Annotated in this window: 16 protein-coding genes and 1 rRNA gene; 13 read left to right on the forward strand and 4 right to left on the reverse strand. The window is 40.9% G+C overall.

Going from position 1 to position 15,160, the window contains the following annotated elements; genetic code table 11:
• From rrf to ACFSY7_RS08650, 6 genes are all read left to right on the forward strand, one after another.
• Nucleotides 1-70, forward strand: a 5S ribosomal RNA gene (gene rrf / locus ACFSY7_RS20315); the annotation flags it as partial.
• 110 nt (nucleotides 71-180) lie between these two features.
• Nucleotides 181-999 carry a metallophosphoesterase gene (locus ACFSY7_RS08630; protein ID WP_380147607.1) on the forward strand — a complete coding sequence of 273 codons (819 nt, stop codon included), beginning with the start codon at nucleotides 181-183 and terminating at the stop codon, nucleotides 997-999.
• 210 nt (nucleotides 1,000-1,209) lie between these two features.
• Nucleotides 1,210-1,647, forward strand: coding sequence for an NEAT domain-containing protein (locus ACFSY7_RS08635; protein WP_380147608.1), 438 nt, complete (start codon nucleotides 1,210-1,212; stop codon nucleotides 1,645-1,647).
• Nucleotide 1,648: 1 nt separating this feature from the next.
• Nucleotides 1,649-2,533 (forward strand): heme ABC transporter substrate-binding protein IsdE, encoded by an 885-nt coding sequence (isdE, locus tag ACFSY7_RS08640; protein WP_380147609.1) that lies wholly within the window; start codon nucleotides 1,649-1,651, stop codon nucleotides 2,531-2,533.
• Nucleotides 2,534-2,542: 9 nt separating this feature from the next.
• Nucleotides 2,543-3,520: a FecCD family ABC transporter permease gene (locus ACFSY7_RS08645; RefSeq protein ID WP_380147610.1), complete on the forward strand. Its 978-nt coding sequence runs from the start codon at nucleotides 2,543-2,545 to the stop codon at nucleotides 3,518-3,520.
• Nucleotides 3,517-4,287, forward strand: a complete 771-nt coding sequence (locus ACFSY7_RS08650; RefSeq protein ID WP_380147612.1) for an ABC transporter ATP-binding protein — start codon at nucleotides 3,517-3,519, stop codon at nucleotides 4,285-4,287. The genes ACFSY7_RS08645 and ACFSY7_RS08650 overlap by 4 nt, the downstream gene beginning before the upstream one ends.
• A gap of 68 nt (nucleotides 4,288-4,355) precedes the next feature.
• Here the strand turns inward: ACFSY7_RS08650 and ACFSY7_RS08655 are convergent, their stop codons facing one another.
• Together ACFSY7_RS08655 and ACFSY7_RS08660 are read right to left on the reverse strand one after the other, a co-directional pair.
• Nucleotides 4,356-4,619 carry a hypothetical protein gene (locus tag ACFSY7_RS08655; protein WP_380147613.1) on the reverse strand — a complete coding sequence of 88 codons (264 nt, stop codon included), beginning with the start codon at nucleotides 4,617-4,619 and terminating at the stop codon, nucleotides 4,356-4,358.
• 56 nt (nucleotides 4,620-4,675) lie between these two features.
• Nucleotides 4,676-5,590 carry an EamA family transporter gene (locus ACFSY7_RS08660; RefSeq protein ID WP_380147614.1) on the reverse strand — a complete coding sequence of 305 codons (915 nt, stop codon included), beginning with the start codon at nucleotides 5,588-5,590 and terminating at the stop codon, nucleotides 4,676-4,678.
• 92 nt (nucleotides 5,591-5,682) lie between these two features.
• On the opposite strand from ACFSY7_RS08660, the gene ACFSY7_RS08665 reads away from it, so the two are divergent.
• A complete protein-coding gene (locus tag ACFSY7_RS08665) occupies nucleotides 5,683-6,372 on the forward strand; it encodes a Crp/Fnr family transcriptional regulator (protein WP_126989586.1) in 690 nt (229 codons plus the stop codon).
• 34 nt (nucleotides 6,373-6,406) lie between these two features.
• Here ACFSY7_RS08665 and ACFSY7_RS08670 read toward each other — a convergent pair whose 3' ends face one another.
• Nucleotides 6,407-6,973 carry a GNAT family N-acetyltransferase gene (locus ACFSY7_RS08670; protein ID WP_380147615.1) on the reverse strand — a complete coding sequence of 189 codons (567 nt, stop codon included), beginning with the start codon at nucleotides 6,971-6,973 and terminating at the stop codon, nucleotides 6,407-6,409.
• A gap of 187 nt (nucleotides 6,974-7,160) precedes the next feature.
• On the opposite strand from ACFSY7_RS08670, the gene ACFSY7_RS08675 reads away from it, so the two are divergent.
• Nucleotides 7,161-8,111, forward strand: a complete 951-nt coding sequence (locus ACFSY7_RS08675; RefSeq protein ID WP_380147616.1) for a carbohydrate kinase family protein — start codon at nucleotides 7,161-7,163, stop codon at nucleotides 8,109-8,111.
• Nucleotides 8,112-8,212: 101 nt separating this feature from the next.
• Complete coding sequence (locus tag ACFSY7_RS08680; RefSeq protein WP_126989583.1) at nucleotides 8,213-9,409, forward strand: MFS transporter; 1,197 nt, start codon at nucleotides 8,213-8,215, stop codon at nucleotides 9,407-9,409.
• Nucleotides 9,410-9,557: 148 nt separating this feature from the next.
• Here ACFSY7_RS08680 and ACFSY7_RS08685 read toward each other — a convergent pair whose 3' ends face one another.
• Entirely contained in the window at nucleotides 9,558-10,238 is a 681-nt protein-coding gene (locus tag ACFSY7_RS08685; protein ID WP_126989582.1) for a histidine kinase, read from the reverse strand.
• Nucleotides 10,239-10,521: 283 nt separating this feature from the next.
• Here ACFSY7_RS08685 and ACFSY7_RS08690 point away from each other — a divergent pair, with 283 nt between their 5' ends.
• From ACFSY7_RS08690 to ACFSY7_RS08705, 4 genes are read left to right on the forward strand one after another with little or no spacing between them, the layout of a single operon-like run.
• The gene (locus ACFSY7_RS08690) at nucleotides 10,522-12,927 is read left to right on the forward strand and encodes a Na+/H+ antiporter subunit A (RefSeq protein WP_380147617.1); all 2,406 of its coding nucleotides are present in this window, start codon (nucleotides 10,522-10,524) and stop codon (nucleotides 12,925-12,927) included.
• Nucleotides 12,917-13,345 (forward strand): Na(+)/H(+) antiporter subunit B, encoded by a 429-nt coding sequence (locus tag ACFSY7_RS08695; RefSeq protein ID WP_126989580.1) that lies wholly within the window; start codon nucleotides 12,917-12,919, stop codon nucleotides 13,343-13,345. The genes ACFSY7_RS08690 and ACFSY7_RS08695 overlap by 11 nt, the downstream gene beginning before the upstream one ends.
• Complete coding sequence (locus tag ACFSY7_RS08700; protein WP_139996068.1) at nucleotides 13,345-13,689, forward strand: Na(+)/H(+) antiporter subunit C; 345 nt, start codon at nucleotides 13,345-13,347, stop codon at nucleotides 13,687-13,689. Before ACFSY7_RS08695 ends, ACFSY7_RS08700 begins: the two co-directional genes overlap by 1 nt.
• On the forward strand, nucleotides 13,682-15,160 hold the full coding sequence (locus ACFSY7_RS08705; RefSeq protein ID WP_380147618.1) for a Na+/H+ antiporter subunit D: 1,479 nt from the start codon (nucleotides 13,682-13,684) through the stop codon (nucleotides 15,158-15,160). The genes ACFSY7_RS08700 and ACFSY7_RS08705 overlap by 8 nt, the downstream gene beginning before the upstream one ends.

The following is a 15,160-nucleotide window of genomic DNA, read 5'->3' on the forward strand; positions in this document are numbered from 1 at the left end:
CAGAAGTTAAGCTCTTTAGCGCCGATGGTAGTTGGGGGTTTCCCCCTGCGAGAGTAGGACGTTGCTAGGCACACCGAAGTACTGACAGAAGTCAGTGCTTTTTTTATTGTCTAAAATACTGTGGAAACTTGCCAACAATGACTCTTTTACGATACAGTGGATATGTGAAGGATGATTAGGATGAAAAAATGGATAGCGATTATAGCAACGCTAGGCTTATTGGGTTGTTTTTTATATGCTAATCAGCAATGGCTTCATCTAACGAAATACGCAATTACGTTAAAAAAGCTTCCAAAAGAAATGGATGGTTTAAAGATTGTGCAAATTTCGGATTTGCATCATGCAGAATTTGGGCATGAGCAGAGTAAACTTATTGAAAAAGTGAAAAATGAAAAGCCAGATATGATTGTGATTACGGGAGATTTAGTTGATCGCTACCATTATGACTTAGACCAGAGTTTAGAGGCTGTTGAAGGCTTTGTAAAAATTGCCCCTGTTTATTATGTGAATGGCAATCATGAAGTATCTTTAAATGATGTACCACAAATCACAAAATTATTAAAAGATATTGGCGTACATGTATTAGAAAATCAAACATTATCGTATTATCGAAATGGTGCTGCGATTGATATTATCGGTATTGATGACCCACTAAACGGCAAAAAGACAGCGCAAATGCTGAATGAAGCTTTAGTAGGCACTGATACAGAAACATTTCGGTTATTATTAGCGCATCGCCCTGAATATTATCAGGATTATGTGAATGCGGGTATTGATTTAACATTTAATGGTCATGCACATGGTGGTCAAATAAGAATTCCTGGTATCGGTGGTCTTGTAGATCATCAAATGAATTTGTTCCCAACACATATTGAAGGAATTGAGCGACAGGACCAATTGACGCAAGTCATTAGTCGAGGTCTTGGAAATAGTCGCGTCAATATTCGTCTTTTTAATCCACCTGAAATAGTCGTAGCCACGCTACATTCGGAAAAGTGATCAATTATGGTCACTTTTTTTATGTTTTCAGCAAGAAAAATACTTGACAGCGTTTGTTATTCTGAAATAGAAAAAACATGGATTTTTAACTAGAAATGGTGCATATACATGGATTTTTGCCTAAAAAACGCGTATTTCATTGACGTTCCGTAATTATCGTTTAAAATTTAAATGAGAATGATAATCAATTATATTTGGAGGGTTTAGGAAATGAAAAAATGCTTAGCGATTGCATTCGCGTTTATTCTTGCGTTGTCATTAATACCGGCACAAGAAGGTCAAGCGAAACTAAAAGACGGGAAATACAAAGTAAATTACACGGTAATGAATGTACAAGGAACTTCTGCATCATATGGTAACGACTATTTTGTGAAGCCGGCTATCGTAACGGTGAAAAATGGGAAAATGACGGCTCGTATTACAATTAAGAAAAGTAACTGGATCAAAAAATTCTCTGCGACAACAGGTGGCAATAAAGTCATAAGTCGTAATAAAAAGAAAAATACACGTGTTGTTCAATTTAAAGTGAAAAGCTTAAGTGCTAAGAAAATGACAAAAGTAAAAACGCGTGTTGAGATTCCATCACAAAATTATTACCACTCCTACACAATGAAATTGAAATTTGGTACTGCGAAAAAGGTGAAGTAACGTGAAAAAAAGCTGGTTACTCCTTTTAATAAGCTGTCTCTTCGTACTTGCTGCTTGTGGTAATAAACAGACAGAGGAAAAGGCTGCAGCAGAAACAACGTCTGAAACGAAAACAGTTGTTGCAGGCACGATGGTTGTAGCAGATATTTTGGATAAGCTTGAAATTGATTCGGTTGTAGGTGTTCCAACGTCAACGGTTAAAATGCCTGAGCGCTATACGAAGGCAACGGAGATTGGGAATGCGATGAATCCGGATATGGAAGTTGTAAAATCACTTAATCCAGATGTTTTCATTTCTGTAACGACATTAGAATATGATTTAAAGCCTGCTGTGAAGAACATTAATGTAAATGGTGAGTTTATCGATTTACAAGGTGTGAAGCAAATGCAGGATTCGATTTTAGCATTAGGGAAAGAGTTTAATCGGGAGGCGCAAGCCGAAAAATTAGCAAAATCATTTGATAAAAAGCTCGAGGAATTAAAAACAAAAACAGCTGATAAAAAGAAACCGAAAGTATTGGCTGTTTTAGGTGTACCAGGGAGCTATTTAGTTGCGACAGATAATTCTTACATCGGAAGTTTAATTGAAGGTGCTGGAGGCGAAAATGCGATTCAGGGACCATCAGAGGAGTACTTAGCCTCGAATACAGAATACTTGCAACAAAGTAAGCCAGATATTATTTTACGTATGGCACATGGTATGCCAGATGAAGTAATGAAAATGTTTGATAAAGAATTTAAAACAAATACAGTGTGGAAGCATTTTGATGCGGTGAAAAATGGTCGTGTCTATGACTTAGAGGAACCGTTATTCCAAACGACAGCAAATCTACAAGTGGATGATGCGCTAGAAGAATTGTATCGAATTTTTTATGAAGAACAATAGGGGATTAAGATGACAAAAAGAATCATAAGTTTTGCAGTAGTTACGATTTTACTGTTGGTGGCGATTTTCTTCTCGGCGACAACAGGTAGTGTCAGCATGGGGCTAGGTGAATTTATTCGGGCATTATTCGGTGAACAAAATGCGGATTTTGCAGTCATTAAAGATTTACGCTTCCCTCGAATTATTATCGCTATTTTTGCGGGTGCAGCATTATCGGTAGCGGGTGCATTGCTACAAGCAGTTATGCGTAATCCACTTGCAGATGCGGGTGTCATCGGTATTTCAGCAGGTGCGGGCTTTATGTCGATGTTCATCATTACATTTTTACCGACATTATTTTTCTTCACACCACTCTTTGCATTTATCGGCGGGGCGCTTGCATGCTTCCTTGTCTTTGTACTATCGTGGAAGTCGGGGTTAGAGCCGATGCGCTTGATCTTAGTTGGTATCGCCATCAGTGCGGTATTCACAGGTCTACGCGAGGCATTTATTATGATTTGTGGCTATATGAACGTCACAATTGATGGTTCGTTTACATCGAATATGACGATGAAAACGTGGACAGAGGTAGAAATTATGGTGCTGTATGGCACGATTGGTTTAGTGCTTGCGGTGCTATTAGTGAAATGGTGTAATCTACTAACATTAGATGATAAAACCGTACGCAGTCTAGGCTTTCCGTTGATGACGGCACGTATTGTCATTGCGGCAGTAGCGGTGCTATTATCAGCAATTGCGACAGCAGTAGCTGGTGTTATTTCATTCGTTGGTCTATTGATTCCACATATTGCACGTCGACTTGTCGGCAATGATTATAAATATGTCATTCCATTTTCAATGCTAGCGGGTGCATTACTGATTTTAATCGCGGATACTTTAGGGCGTACACTTGTAGCGCCACAAGAAATTCCGGCATCTACATTGATGGCCATTATCGGTGGACCATTCTTAATTTTCTTACTGCGAAGAGGTGACCGAGCGAAATGAACATTGAACATGTAACATTGTCATATGACGGAAGCCGTAATCATTTAGAAGATGTATCGACGAATATTCCAAAAGGGAAAATCACAACGATTATTGGACCAAATGGGAGCGGGAAATCAACGCTCTTAAACGTTATCTCACGTAATCATAAGGTGAGCAGCGGGCTTGTGACGCTTGAGCAGAAAGATATTTTAGCATTTAAGCCAAAAGAATTTGCGAGAAAGCTAGCAATCGTTTATCAGCATAATACAACACCAGAGGAGCTAACGGTTGAGAAGCTTGTCGCATTTGGTCGCGTGCCGCATCAGCGTTTTTTGAAGCGTCAAACGGTTGAAGACGACGAGGCGATTGACTGGGCGCTATCAGCTACAAACTTATTAGATAAACGAGACCGTTCGCTCACAGCACTCTCTGGCGGTGAACGTCAGCGTGTGTGGATAGCGATGGCACTAGCACAGCGCACATCGATTTTATGCTTGGATGAACCAACAACGTATTTGGATATTTATTATCAGCTGGAACTGCTTGATTTAGTGAAGCAATTAAATCTCGAGCATGAGCTGACAATTGTGATGGTGCTGCATGATATGAATCAGGCACTGCGTTATAGTGATCATATTTTAATGATGAAGGATGGTCATATTATCGCAGAGGGCGCACCAGAAGAAGTCGTAACGGTTGAACGTGTGTATGATGTATATGGTGTGACATCACGTGTCTATCAAGACGAAGAGCTCGGTACGGTGATGATGCCCGTATCTCGTTAAAAAAAGGAATTGCGTGAAATAGCGCAATTCTTTTTTTATGCAAAAAAGCTAAGAGAAAAAAACTCCTCTTAGCTCTTTGGGGTAATTCTTGCTACGCGAATAAGTGACAGTACGGCGCAGATGACTACTGGAATACCAAGATACAAAATGAACGCTAGACCGAGATCAAGTGAACCAATTACGATAAAAATAATGCCAGCTGATAAAAAGGAAAAAGCAATCATCATCGCTGTTTGTTTTGGCATACCTTGTTGTAGAAAATTGCCAATTACCCAGTATTCAGTGACGCCCATGACGATGCCAACAGCGAGCATTAAAAAAGTGATTGTCATTTATATTTCGCCTCCCTATAGTATCCTTTACCCACACATGAAAAAAAGGAACCGCACTAATGTGCAGTCCCTTTTGTGTGTAGCTGTAATTTTCGTTGCTCTAGGTAGGTCGGTAAAATCATACCACCTAACACAAGGATGATGCCGAAAACTTGTAGGGGCGTTAATACTTCGCCTAGCACGATAACTGATGCAATGATAGCTACCGGTAATTCTGTTGCACTCAGAATAGATGCTGTTGCGCCGCCAACTTTTGGTACGGCAATCGAGAATAAAATAATCGGGAAAATAATCCCGAAGAAGCCAAGTGCTAGACCAAAGTATAAAAGATCTGTTGTAAATAATTTTCCGTTGACCATTACTTCTGGTGATTGGAAAAGGGATACGATAATTAAAGCGAATAGTGACATAATCAGCATGCGGCTAATCGGTGTCACACCTTCGACTGGTTTTGAGTTGAACTGCATAAAGCAAGCAAAGCTAAAGGCAGCAGCAAAACCAAATACCCAACCGCGCCAATCAAGACCTGTTAAATCAGCATCAAGTACGCCGGCAGCTAAAATGGTACCGACAATTAAAATGATGATTGAAATGACTTCCATGCGCTTTGGTAGGCGACGATGGATAAGACAATCTAGTAATACACCAATCCATGTAAATTGGAAAAGCATTACTACCGCTAATGAAGCGGGTAAATAATGGACAGATTGCCCGTAAACAATACCAGTCGTTCCGGTGAACAAACCCGCAAACATGATAATCAAAAATCCTTTGCCTGACATGCGAGGCATTTTGCGTTGTGTCAAAATAAATAATACGGCCGCTAATAAAAAGCCGATTGCATATTGTGCTGTGACCGCTTCAGAAGTAGTAAAGCCATGTTGCATGGCTACTTTAATCATCGTTGATAAAATCCCGTAACAGCTTGAGCCGACAATGATTAACAGCGGATAAAGTAATTTATTATTCATAATTTTTTTCTCCTCAAGTAAATTCACTTTCCTCATCATAACAATTCTTTTTATAATGAAAAAGGACATATGTCCAAAAAGGGGAGCTTCTAATGAAAATTGTAAAGAATGACCAGTTATTGCATGAAAAACTAATGGCGTATCATTTTGACACCATTTTTCCTCAGCTAGAAAAGCACCCATTCATTTTACAGTCATTTGAAGCGGGCGAGATCATGCTTGATGAGGGTGTGGATATGACGGCGCTACTCTATTTAGTAGAAGGAACGATAAAAGTGACGGCAAGTGTAGGGAACGGTAAGTCGCTATTACTACGTTTCAATCATCCATTTGCGGTTATCGGGGATATTGAATTTATTCGTCATGTACCGGTGCAATCTCAAATTACAGCGGTGACCGACTGCTTATGTATTGCGGTGTCTTTTGAATATTTACGTCGTTTTGAAATGAATAACGCGGCATTTTTAAAATCACTTTTACAGCAAGTGACGTATAAATTACAGACGAATACAACCGCATCACGTGTCAATTTATTATCATCCGTTGACCAACGTTTCGCGAGTTATTTACTATCGGTCACAGATAGTGAGCATTTCGCTTATGAAATGCAGTATGCGAGTATTAGTGAGATTGCAGACTTACTTGGTACAACACATCGCCATTTAAATCGTGTTATTAAGCAACTCGTCGAACAAAAGATTATTGAAAAGAAACGACGTTCGATTCATATTTTAAATAAAGAGGCGCTAGAGGATTTATCCCAGGGCGCGCGCTATGAATAAAAAAGAGGCATCGCATGATTGCGCGCCTCTTTTTTTAATGCAATTCTTTTACTAAATGGTCAAATTCTTCGCCAATAATCATCCATGGCTCAGAAAATTTAAAGCCGACACGTTCGTATAACTGACGTGCACGGACCTTTTGTTTTTCAACGCTTAGCGATACTTTCTGATAGCCTTTTTCCTTCGCTACAACATCGGCATAGTTTAGCAGCGCTGTGCCAACACCTTGTCCGCGATGTGCGCGTGAAGAACAGATCGTATCAATATAAAATTCATCAGGGCGCGCTTCGATTTCGATTTTTGGAACCGGTGCACCTTTATCTGCTAGCCATTTTTCTAAGTTGTGATCGAGTGTTTCGGCTTTATCACCGCCGTAAACGACCATGATGCCTGCTAGCTCACCATCGAGTTCTGCTACATATGTGTTTAAATATGAGTGGCGATTTTTTGTACCTTTAAATAAAACATTTAACATTTCTAATACTTTCTCAGAATCCTCTTCACCTGTTAAGTGGTTTGCGATTTCATCAATTGCATCCACGATTAACGGCGCAGCAAGTACGCCATCTTCCGGCTTCGCTGGTCGAATGGTTACTACCATGAAAAATCATCTCCTCTACAAAGCAGTATAGCAGACAGAACATAAAAAAGCGTTCAATAGACATAGAGCATACAGTAGAATTTTCACATTTTCGAAAAAATTGATGTAATTCTTTTTCATGTAGCTTTCCTGTCGTCTGACTTCTATGGTACGATAAGGAGACATATTAATTTGAAGGAGCAGAGCAATGACACAGTCCAAAAAAGAATTCGTTTTATTATATGGGGACGCATTTGTTGATTTTATTTCAAACGACCGAACAAATACAACATTTACGAAGTTTTTAGGGGGAACAACGGTTAATGTGGCAGCCGGCGTAGCACGTATTGGCGCACCGGCCGCATTAATTACAGTTACAGGTGATGACGAGGTATCTGATTTCGTACGCAATGAGATTACGTCGGAAGGTGTTCGTTTAGATTATGCAAAAATCGTTCCAGAGAAACGCGTAACAAGTGTGGATGTTCATTTATTAGAAGGCAATGAACGCATGTTTACAAACTATATTGATGAAACACCTGATTTACAAGTAGAAGCGGATTCTTTAGTGGAAGAAGCGTTTGAAAAAGCTTCTGTCTTTAGCTTCTGTTCCAATACGATGTTCCACCCGGTAGCACTTGAAACGACGAAAAAAGCGGTTGATTTAGCTGTGAAGCATGATGCGATTATCGCAATGGATGCGAATATTCGCCCACTTCGTTGGGAAAGTCCAAAACAATGCCATGATACGATTGCTGAGTTCTTATCAAAAGCAGATGTGTTAAAGCTAGCTGATGAAGAGCTACTGTTCTTAATGGAAACAGAAACAATTGAAGAAGGTATTAAAAAACTAGCAGCCTATAATATTAGCCTTGTGATGGTTACAGTCGGCGCAAATGGCACTTACTTAGTGATGAACGGTGAAACACGTCACGTCCCATCAATTAAAATCGTTTGTGTGGATACAACGGGTGCTGGGGATGCCTTTATGTCGGGGATTTTACGTCAAATCCATTTAGAAGGCATGCCAACAACATTAGACCAAGCTTTTGATTACGTTTATTTTGCGAATCAATTAGGTGCAATGGCCGCAACTAAATCTGGCGCGATTACAGCGATGCCACATTTAAAAGATATTCAACAATTAATTAAAGCGTAATTTTATAGCGGAGTAGCTCAAAAATGAGCTGCTCTTTTTTTGTGGTAAAAAACGAACAACAATTAACAGATTTTTCTGTATACTGAGGAGGGGGAGATTTCATGAATAAGACAACAGGGGTGACCGGCAATCCAATTTATCCAATTATTTTAGCGATTGGATTTTGCCATTTATTTAATGATACATTACAAGCCGTTGTGCCAGCGATGTTTCCGGTGCTTGAAAAGGAGCTCGGCTTAACGTTCACACAGCTTGGCTTTATTACATTTACACTGCAAATGATTGCATCGGTATTGCAGCCGGTATTTGGGTACTACAGTGACAAGCAGCCGAAGCCGTTTTGGTTACCGCTAGCGATGATTTCGTCGTCTGTCGGCATACTCGGACTTGCGCTTGCACCAAGCTATACATGGATTATTGTGTCGATGATTTTCTTAGGATTTGGCTCTGCGATTTTTCATCCAGAGGGCTCAAAGGTGTCGTTTATGGCGGCGGGCTCAAAGCGTGGACTCGCGCAGTCGATTTACCAAGTAGGTGGCAATATTGGTCAGTCACTCGCACCATTAATTAGCGCATTCGTACTTGTACCATTTGGTCAAATCGGTGCGGCATGGTTTTTAATCGTATCAGCCGTTGGGATTTTTGTGTTATCGCGCATTGCCCTTTGGTACCGTGGTGTATTAGAAGAGGAAAAACGTTCAAATAAAAAGCGTACGCTCATTTCTAAATTTACGGCATTGTCGAAGAAGCAAGTATATGTTGCACTTGGCCTGTTATTATTTTTATTATTTATACGGTCCTTTTACGTGGCGAACATTACAAACTTCTATGTTTTCCACTTGATGGATCACTACGATTTACATGTGAAATCAGCGCAAATTGTCGTATTTGTCTTTTTATTCTTTGGCGCACTCGGCACGTTCTTCGGCGGACCACTTGCAGACCGCATTGGCAGTAAGACCGTTATTATGGCGTCGATGATTATTCCGATGCCATTTGCGATTATGTTGCCATATGTGCCACTTTGGGGCGCATGGATCCTTGCCTTTATTATCGGTTTTAGCATTATGCTTAGCTTTTCTGTAACGGTTGTTTACGCACAGGAGCTGATGCCAGATAAAATCGGTATGATGTCTGGTTTAACGGTTGGCTTATCGTTTGGGATGGGTGCACTCGGCTCTGTCGTCATTGGTATGCTGATGGACCATATAGGTATTATGGCGACGATGCAAATTGTCAGTTTCCTGCCCCTACTCGGGATTGTTGGCTTTTGGATGCCAAACGACCGCAAAGTATAACGAAAAAGAAGCGGTTAGGACAACATACGTCCTTTTTCTTTTTTCGCGTTCGCAACGAAAAACCGGAACCGCGCCACAGCGCAATTCCGGTTTTTTTTATGCTCATCGGAGCGGTTGTTTTTACACGTCTGTTCCAATCTCTTCTTATTTATGCTGATTCAAATTCTGGTAATTTTTTCGCGTCTAGCTCGTCGACAGCGCCTTCATCAATTGGTACCTCATGCAGCGCACCTTTGTACATAAATTTGAAGATACCATTTTCAAAATCCGTCCCGATTTCTTTAAAGAAAATGCCCTCACAAATGACGTTTTTCTTACATACGAATGTAACTTTGTAGCGGTCGTCTTCATTTACTAAATAAGCGCGTGCACCCTTTTCAAACATCGCATCATTTGAATTGACAACCTCTCGTTCAACGGACACGACGTGTAAATCAACGAATGGCAACGCACGCAATAATAAATTGACGAATGAGCCTTTCGTGATTTCCTCCCAGCGACTTTGTGCCGTTTGACCAATGATAGCCTGCGTAATATTTAGGTCATGGCAAACTTCTGCAACGACACGCTGAATCGGGCGGTCCTCATCATCTTTAATAATAAATTCCTCAACCTCAAGCTCGTCACAAAGTTTTTGCCAATGCTCGATACTATCACGTTTTGTTGAGTCGATTTCATCTAATGGTAGACGATCGATTGTTAGTACATATAAAGGGCAATCTAGCATTTGCGCGATTTCATGCCCTCTGCGAATTAAGCGTTCTCCGTTTGGACCGTAGTATACACATACTAAAATGCTTTCATCCATACGTCCGCGTAGATATTTCACAGAAATTCCCACCTTTTCAACGATTTTTTGTATTTTCAATATAATTTCATGCAAAAGCAACCCTCATTGAATGAAAAGCACGAGAGGATTGTGTATAATTTTAGTATAAAAATAACACAAAATAGATTTTTTAAGTGCAAAATAGTACTTATTATTATGTGTTTTAATGTGGTGTTTCAGGCAAGAAAAATAATAGGGTGTTCTTTTTTCTCTATATGGCTTTCTATTATGATGGGTTACCACAGTAACGTCAAGTAAATTACAAAAGGGGGACAAAAGATTTGTGACGATTCATTTAGCGATTATTTTACCATTACTAATGGCTGCACTTATTCCATTTATTTATAAACTTTTCACAAAAATAAAAATCGGCTGGCTCGTATTGCTCGTGCCAGTGACTGTATTTATTCTATTTGCTCGGTTTATTCCACTGATTTCCTCAGGTGAAACACGAACGTATACATATGAGTGGATGCCATCGCTCGGCATTAATTTTACAACCTACTTAGATGGTCTAAGTATGATTTTTGGATTGTTAATTTCGGGGGTAGGGGCACTCGTCGTGTTATACTCTATCTTTTATTTATCCACAAAAGAGGCACTTCATAACTTTTATTGCTACTTACTATTATTCATGGGTGCGATGCTCGGCGTCGTGTTCTCAGACAATTTGATGGTGCTTTATGCATTTTGGGAATTAACAAGTGTGTCGTCATTCCTATTAATCGCTTTTTGGCATCATCGACGTGCTTCGAAGGCAGGCGCACGAAAATCAATGCTTATTACCGTATCGGGTGGTATCGCGATGTTAGCTGGCTTTATTATGCTGCACGCGATGACGGACAGCTTCAGCATTCGTGAAATCATTGCTGAGATGCCAGCGCTTACGAATGAGTCACTTTTCATTCCAGCAATGATTTGTGTATTACTTGGTGCGTTTACAAAATCAGCGCAGTTCCCGTTCCATATCTGGTTACCGGATGCGATGGAGGCACCAACGCCAGTGAGTGCGTATCTTCATTCCGCAACAATGGTAAAGGCGGGGATTTATGTCGTCGCTCGTTTGACGCCAGTATTCGCCTACGATTTGACGTGGTTTTGGACGGTAACGATTGTCGGACTGATTACGCTGTTTTGGGGTTCATTTAATGCGGTGAAGCAGACCGATTTGAAGGCGCTACTTGCATTTTCAACGGTCAGTCAGCTTGGCTTAATCATGAGTCTTTTTGGTATGGGTTCTCTAGCGTTTCATGTAGATATTGATGCGTCTACGATTATTTATACGCAGGCAGCGTTTGCTGCGCTATTCCATTTAATGAATCACTCGACCTTTAAAGGGGCGCTATTTATGATGGTCGGCATTATTGACCATGAAGCGGGAACGCGTGATATTCGCCGACTTGGTGGCCTGATGACGATTATGCCAGCGACATTTACAATCGCTGTGATTGGCAGTATGTCGATGGCGGGGTTACCACCTTTTAACGGCTTTTTGAGTAAGGAAATGTTTTTAACATCGGCACTAAAGGTTGCTGAATTCGATATCTTTACGCTTTCAAGTGCAACAGCGCTTGTACCAGTCATTGCCTGGGTAGCGAGTGTCTTTACGTTTATTTATTGCATGATTATTATTTTTAAAACATTCTTTGGTACGACGGAAAAACTACCACAGGATCGTCATATTCACGAGGCGCCAATGGGCATGCTGATTTCGCCATTCGTGCTCGTATTTTTCGTCATTACGATTTTCTTCTTTCCAAATGTGCTCGCAAAATACATTTTGGCACCGGCAATGCTGAGCGTTTATCCAGGGCTTGCATCAATGACGGATATGACGCCGCATGTCTATGCATGGCATGGCTTTAATACAGAGCTATGGATGACGATTGGTGTCGTTGTTTTTGGTTTTGTATTATATGCGACATTATCAAAATGGCGCAATATCTACAATACGATTCCGGCACAATTCACATTAAACAATGCATTTAATCGTGTATTGGCTGAGGGTGAAAATGTGTCATCCTTTATTACGAAATTATATATGACGGGGTCGCTGCGTCATTATTCATTGTATATGTATGGCTTTTTAATTTTAGTCGTTGGCAGCTACTTTGCCTTTAGTGATACTTTCCGCTTTAGCATGGAAAATAATGCAGAGATTCATGTGTATGAGGTATTGCTTGTACTTGTAATGGCAGTGGCGGCAGTAGCGATGCTGTTTGCCAAATCGCGTGTCACAGCGACAGTTTTAAATGGTGTTGTCGGCTTTGGAATTTCGATTTTCTTCGTCATTTTCCGTGCACCAGATTTAGCGCTGACACAGCTTATTGTGGAATCGGTGACAACAGTACTGTTCCTACTATGCTTCACGTATTTACCAACGTGGAAGCCGGAGAAAACATCGCATCGCCAAAAAATGACGAATGCGACAATTTCGATTTTAGTTGGCTTGCTTGTTGTTGCGGTATCGTTATCTGTTTTATACTTCAATGAATTTAAAACCATCTCGTCATTCTTTGAAAATGCCTATGAGCTTGCGGGTGGTAAAAATATCGTTAATACGATTTTAGGCGATTTCCGTGCATTTGATACAATGCTTGAAGTTGTTGTCCTATGCATCGCGGGAATTGGCGTCTATACGATGATTAAATTTAGAACGAAGAAGGGGGACGACCGCCATGAGAATTAATGATGTTATTTTAAGGACGGTCGTACGCTTTGTCGTATTTATTATTTTAACGCTAGCGATTTATTTATTTTTCGCAGGGCATTATTCACCAGGGGGCGGCTTTATCGGTGGCTTAGTCATCGCGTCAGCTTTCGTATTATTATATGTCACATTCGACATTGAAAAAGTGAAAAAAGGCATTCCTGTCGATTTTAAAAAAGTGGCCGCGCTAGGCGTCTTCTTAGCAGTCGGTACAGGCTTTGGCTCAGTATTATTCGGCGTCGATTTTTTAACGCAAGCAGCAAAGAAATTCCATATTCCACTGCTTGGTGAAAAGGAACTTGGTACGGTGATGCTATTTGAGCTTGGCGTAGCGCTAACGGTTGTTGGTGTCGTTATGACAATCATCGTAAGTATTGCAGAGGGGGACGGAGACTAATGGAAACGTTAATGATTTTATTAATCGGCGTACTCGTCTCTGTCGCCACTTATTTAGTATTATCACGCAATGTCATTCGCGTGATTTTAGGGACTGCCGTATTATCTCATGCGGTGCATTTATTAATTTTAACAATTGGTGAAGTGAAAAAAGGGGAGGCACCACTGCTTGGTAATCAAACTGCAGATGGCCCGTATACAGATGCGCTACCACAAGCCTTGATTTTAACGGCGATTGTCATTAGCTTTGCGGTGACGGCTTTTGTGCTTGTGCTCGCATTTCGTGCCTATAAAACAAATGGTACCGACGATTTAGAGAAGTTGCGAGGTGATGAGCATGACTAACTTGATTGCGATGCCACTTGTGCTCCCAATTCTTATGGCAGTGCTACTCATTTTCTTACGTAACTACCGCTATGTACAGCGCGTACTCGTTGTGGTGACACTTCTTGTAATGATTGGCATGAGCATTGTGCTGTTACAACATGTGCATACAGATGGGATTTTACGCCTTGATTTCGGTGGCTGGCAACCACCATTTGGCATTTTATTTGTAGCGGATCCATTTGCGGTATTACTCGTATTAATTGCAACGATTGTGACGCTATTTTGTATGGTATATGCTTTTAGCTCGTTCTCAGCACGCTATGAGCGCATGTTTGCGTATCCCTTAATGTTGCTGATGCTTGCAGGGGTAAATGGCTCGTTTTTAACAGGCGACATTTTTAACTTATTCGTGTGCTTTGAAGTTATGCTACTGGCCTCTTATGCGCTCATCGCACTTGGTGGTCGTACAGAGCAGCTACGCGAATCATTGAAATACGTTATCACAAATATTATCGCGTCATGGCTATTCCTTGTAGCGATTGCCTTTTTATACAGCACAATCGGAACGCTAAATATGGCACATATTGCACAGCGTGTCCAAGAGGTCGGGCCAGATCCACTAATTACGACGATCGCACTATTTTTCTTAATTGTGTTTGCTTTAAAGGGTGGCTTACTGCTGTTCTTCTGGCTACCTGGTTCGTACAGCGTGCCTCCTGTGCCAATTGCGGCGATGTTTGGGGCACTGCTGACGAAGGTAGGGATGTATGCGATTATTCGAACATTTACATTAATGTTTACGGCGCAACCGGAAATCACACATCAACTTATTACCATTATGGCGATTATTACGCTAATTGCAGGGTCACTTGGCGCACTCGCTTACCGAGATATTCGCCAAATTGCGGCGTTTAATGTCATTATTGGTGTCGGCTTTGTATTACTAGCACTTGGCGCAAATAATGAAGCGGCTTATGCAGGGGCTATTTATTATATGATGCATGATATGGTCGGCAAGGCAATGCTGTTCTTAATTTGTGGCACGATGATTTATTTAACGAAGCAGGAGCGCTATGACGATATGAGCGGTCTCATTCGCCATTATCCGTTATTCGGCTGGATGTTTTTAGTGGTCATGGTGTCGTTGACTGGGATGCCACCATTTAGCGGCTTCGTTGGGAAAGTGATGATGGGTGAAGGGCTTGTTGCCTCAGGCTCTTATGTGTCACTTGCAATTGGATTTGGCGCAAGTGTCATTATCTTATATTCATTGCTGCGCGTGATGCTACATGCGATTTTCGGTGAAACGATGATTGCAGATGAAAATAAGGTCAAGCTACCAAAGCCGATGCTTTTATCCATCGTTGCCCTTGGTGCTGTATCGCTTTATTTAGGAACAAGCGCAGAAATGGTATTACCATATGTGACGGATGCGGCGCGCGTACTCGCAGACCCATCGATTTATATAGAAGCGATTTTAGGGAAGTAG

Origin of the sequence: Kurthia populi (genome assembly GCF_042686175.1) — a bacterium.
Taxonomy (GTDB): Bacteria; Bacillota; Bacilli; order Bacillales_A; family Planococcaceae; genus Kurthia; species Kurthia populi.

Coding starts and splice junctions, on each gene's coding strand:
- ACFSY7_RS08630 (WP_380147607.1), top strand. CDS start 181: ATGAAAAAATGGATAGCGATTATAGCAACGCTAGGCTTATTGGGTTGT.
- ACFSY7_RS08635 (WP_380147608.1), top strand. CDS start 1,210: ATGAAAAAATGCTTAGCGATTGCATTCGCGTTTATTCTTGCGTTGTCA.
- ACFSY7_RS08645 (WP_380147610.1), top strand. CDS start 2,543: ATGACAAAAAGAATCATAAGTTTTGCAGTAGTTACGATTTTACTGTTG.
- ACFSY7_RS08650 (WP_380147612.1), top strand. CDS start 3,517: ATGAACATTGAACATGTAACATTGTCATATGACGGAAGCCGTAATCAT.
- ACFSY7_RS08655 (WP_380147613.1), bottom strand. CDS start 4,619: ATGACAATCACTTTTTTAATGCTCGCTGTTGGCATCGTCATGGGCGTC.
- ACFSY7_RS08660 (WP_380147614.1), bottom strand. CDS start 5,590: ATGAATAATAAATTACTTTATCCGCTGTTAATCATTGTCGGCTCAAGC.
- ACFSY7_RS08665 (WP_126989586.1), top strand. CDS start 5,683: ATGAAAATTGTAAAGAATGACCAGTTATTGCATGAAAAACTAATGGCG.
- ACFSY7_RS08670 (WP_380147615.1), bottom strand. CDS start 6,973: ATGGTAGTAACCATTCGACCAGCGAAGCCGGAAGATGGCGTACTTGCT.
- ACFSY7_RS08675 (WP_380147616.1), top strand. CDS start 7,161: ATGACACAGTCCAAAAAAGAATTCGTTTTATTATATGGGGACGCATTT.
- ACFSY7_RS08680 (WP_126989583.1), top strand. CDS start 8,213: ATGAATAAGACAACAGGGGTGACCGGCAATCCAATTTATCCAATTATT.
- ACFSY7_RS08695 (WP_126989580.1), top strand. CDS start 12,917: ATGAGAATTAATGATGTTATTTTAAGGACGGTCGTACGCTTTGTCGTA.
- ACFSY7_RS08700 (WP_139996068.1), top strand. CDS start 13,345: ATGGAAACGTTAATGATTTTATTAATCGGCGTACTCGTCTCTGTCGCC.
- ACFSY7_RS08705 (WP_380147618.1), top strand. CDS start 13,682: ATGACTAACTTGATTGCGATGCCACTTGTGCTCCCAATTCTTATGGCA.